The following is a 3928-nucleotide window of genomic DNA, read 5'->3' as shown; positions in this document are numbered from 1 at the left end:
GCTCCCGCACTCGGCGCCGCGCCGCTCCAGGCCCTCGCGCCCGCACCCGCGCGCAACGGCAAGAACGGCAAGGGCGCCCCGGCCAAGGCGCCCCCCGCGCCCGATCTGTTCATCGGCACCGGGGGCGATGGCCACACCTTCCCCGGCGCCTCGCTCCCGTTCGGCATGGTCCAGCTCAGCCCCGATACCGACGTCACCCGCTGGGCGACCTGCTCGGGCTACCACCACGGCGACGCTTCGCTGATGGGCTTTAGCCACACCCACCTTTCGGGCACCGGCATCGGCGACATGCTCGACGTGCTGGTCCAGCCCTGCCGTGGGCCACTGCGCCTCCAGCCCGGCGCGCTCGATACGCCGGACGAGGGCTACCGCCTGCGCTACACCCAGGAACACGCCGAGCCCGGCTATTATGCCGTCGCGCTCGAAAACGGCGTGCGCAGCGAGCTGACCGTGACCCAGCGCACCGGTCTGCAGCGCCACACCTTCCCGGCCGGGCCGGGCCATCTGCTGATCGACCTCTCGCACCTTGTGCAGGACAGCTCGGACCATGCCCCGCTGATCGATGAAGCCGCACTGACCTGGGAGGACGGCACCACCCTCACCGGCACACGCCGCGTGTTCCGCTGGGCCAAGGGCCGGCGCATCTACTTCGCCATGCAGTTCTCCCGCCCGCCCGAGCGCGTGACCTTCTACGCCGATGGTCCCGACGAAGCCCCTGCGGGCACGACCGCCGTCACCGGCAAGCGGCTCAAGGCCGTGGCCTGGTTCCCCGATGCAGGCGCGCAGCCGATCGTCGTGCGCACCGCGGTTTCGGCGGTCGACATCGCCGGCGCCAAGGCCAACCTCGCCGCCGAAGCGCCCGACTTCGCGTTCGACCGCGTGCGCACAGCGGCGACGGCGACCTGGGCGCAGGAACTCGCGCGCATCACCGTATCCGGCGCCAGCGCGGCCGAGCGCACCATCTTCCAGAGCGCACAGTACCACGCCGCGCTTGGGCCCACGCTGTTTTCCGACGTCGACGGGCGCTATGTCGGGCTCGACCGGCAGATCCACGCTCTTCCCGCCGGCGAGACCGCCTACAGCGCCTATTCGCTGTGGGACACCTACCGCGCCTTCCACCCGTTGCAGACACTGCTGCGCCCCGAACGCGCGCGCGAAATGGTCGCCGACCTCATCCGCCAGACCGCGCAGAGCCCGTACGGTCCGCCCGTCTGGCCGCTTCAGGGCGTGGAAACCGGTTGCATGATCGGCTGGCACGCGGTGCCCGTCCTTGCCGAAGCGCAGGCCAAGGGCATCCCGGCCGACTACGCCGCCGCCTGGCCGGGCATCGCGCGGCGCAGTTTCGACTTCAGCACTCCGGTGATGGACAACTGCCGCGCCATTCCCGATTACGATGCGCGCGGCTACATCCCCGCCGACACGATGTTCGAAAGCGTGAGCCGCACGCTCGAATACAGCTACGACGACTACGCCTCGGCCCACATTGCCGCCGCGATCGGCGAGAGCGACGCGGCGAGGCGGCTCGCGGCGCGCTCGGGCAACTGGCGCAACGTGTTCGACACCCGCCGAGGCTTTGCCGTACCGCGCTTTGCCGACGGCACGTTCTGGGCCGACTACGATCCGGTCCAGCTTGGCCACGACCCCAAGCGCTGGCGCGACTACACCGAGAGCAACGGCTGGCAGGCGACCTTCCTCAACCAGCACGACGTTCCCGGCCTGATGGCCGCGATGGGCGGCGAACGTGCCTTCGAGGCCAAGCTCGACGCGCTGTTCACCGCGCCCTCCACCCTGCCCGACAACGCCCCGCCGGACATCTCGGGCCTCGTCGGCCAGTACGCGCACGGCAACGAGCCTTCGCACCACGTCGCCTATCTCTATGCTTGGTGCGGCGCGCACTGGAAGACGCAAGGCATGGTGCGCCGCTTGCTGACCGAAATGTACAAGGCCGATCCCGACGGCGTGATCGGCAACGACGACTGCGGCCAGATGAGCGCGTGGTACATCCTCTCCGCGCTCGGCTTCTACCCGGTCGACCCGGTGAGCACGATCTACATCCTGGGCAGCCCGCTGTTCGACAGCGCGCGCGTCCAGCTGGACGGCGGCCGCAGCCTGACCATCCGCGCGCTGGGCAACGCGCCGGACAAGCCGTACTACGGCCGGGTCGACTGGAACGGCAAGCCGCTCGAGCGGTGCTGGATTTCGCACGCCGAACTCATCGAGGGCGGCGAGCTGACCTTCCACATGCAGGCCAGGCCCGACCCGCGCTTCGGCCGCGCCGCATCGGCCCGCCCGCCAGCCCCCAAGCGGGCCTGAACGAGCCGCCGCATGATCCGCCGCGCCCCCCTCATGGCTTGCGCCATGCCCATCGCCTTCGCTCTGGCCTTGGGCGGGGCACCGGGGCAAGCCGAGGCGGCGACCAGACTGGCATCGACGATCTGCATCAGCGCGCCAGACGATGGGGCACAGACCAAGGCAGGCGACGAAAATGACGCGGTTTCCGCCCGCCCCGCCGCGCGCCTGCTCGCCGAGCGGCTGAAGGCGCGCCATTTCACCTCCTCCCGATCCGGGCCCGGCTGCACACCGATCCGCCTGGAGCAGGCCGAAGGGCTCGGCGAAGGATTCACTCTCACCCCCGAAGGAAGCACGCGCGCAACACCCGGGCTGGTCCTGCGCGCCTCGATGACGCGCGGCTTCGTCTATGGCGCGGGCTGGTTGCTCGCCCACCTGTCGGGCCGCACGCTCGATCTCGACGCTCCGGTGCACGAACGGCCGGCTTACCCTGTGCGCGGCGACCAGATCGGGATTCGCGCCAAGAACAACACCTTCGACGCGTGGGATGCCACCATGCTGGCGCGCCATGTCGATGATCTGGCGCTGCTGGGCGCAAACCGCGTCCAGTTGATCGGCCCGGTATCTGACGATGCCGCCACGTCGCCGCTTGCGCCGCTGCCTGCGCGCGCGGCGATCCTGGCGACCGCGCGCCACGCCCACGCGATGGGACTTGAAGTCGCGCTCTATCTACCCCTGCTTCGCGACTATACCGATCCGGGCGCCGTGCGCGCCGAAGTAGCGGACCTCAACGCCCTCCTCGCCGATTTTCCCGCGCTCGACGCGGTCTATTTTCCCGGCGGCGACCCCGGCCACACCGCGCCCGATGTGCTGCTGCGCCTGCTCGCGCAACTGGCCAAGGTCATCCACGCCCGTTTTGCCAAGGCCGAGATCCTCGTTTCGAGCCAGGGCTTCGACGCCAGGGACTTCGACACCTTCACCCGGCATGTCCAGCAAAAGCCGGACTGGCTCAGCGCGGTCTTCGTCGGTCCCCAGACCCGCGCGACGATGGCCCAGCACCACCGGCTGCTCGGCGCCAGCATCTCCCTCGAACTCTACCCCGACACCGCGCACACGATGCACGCGCAGCTGCCGATCGCCGACTGGTCGCCCGCCTTCGCCCTGACCGAAGGGCGCGAACCGATCGATCCGCGCCCGCGCGCGATGGCCGCCGCCTTTGCCGCGCAGATGCCCGGCACACGGGGCTTCGTCGCCTATTCCGAAGGCGTCAACGACGACTGGAACCTCGCGCAGTGGCTCGCGCTCGGCTGGGACCCGAAGCGTTCCCCTCAGGCCATCGCGCGCGCCTATGCCCGCCTCTTCATCGGCGATGATCGTTTCGCTTCCCTTCCCCAGGCGCTCGAAACCAACTGGCAGGGCGACCCGGCACAAAACCGTACAATCGCGTCCACGCTGGCCCGGATCGCGCGCCTGAAGCCTGCCGACTGGGCCGACTGGCGGTTCGACCTCTATCGCTACCGCGCGCTTTACGATGCACTGGTCCAGCGCCGCTGGCGCGCAGCGCAACAGGCCAACGCGGCCGCGCAGGCAGCCTTGGCCAAAGCCGCGCAGCGCGGCTCGGCGCGCACGGCCGAGGCGG

At 70.1% G+C, this 3928-nt stretch carries 1 protein-coding gene and 1 pseudogene; both read left to right on the top strand.

Annotated features, from left to right (window positions below):
* Nucleotides 1-2313, top strand: a 2313-nt coding sequence (locus tag MTR62_RS20290) for a GH92 family glycosyl hydrolase (RefSeq protein ID WP_244024360.1), incomplete at its 5' end; no start/stop codon positions are given.
* Between the two features lie 12 nt (nt 2314-2325).
* Nucleotides 2326-3928 (top strand): annotated as a pseudogene (locus MTR62_RS20285) (hypothetical protein); the annotation flags it as partial.

Source organism: Novosphingobium organovorum, assembly GCF_022832435.1.
In the GTDB taxonomy this organism is placed as follows: Bacteria; Pseudomonadota; Alphaproteobacteria; order Sphingomonadales; family Sphingomonadaceae; genus Novosphingobium; species Novosphingobium organovorum.
Note: the sequence above shows the minus strand (reverse complement) of the source record. Positions and strands in the feature narration are given on the sequence as shown.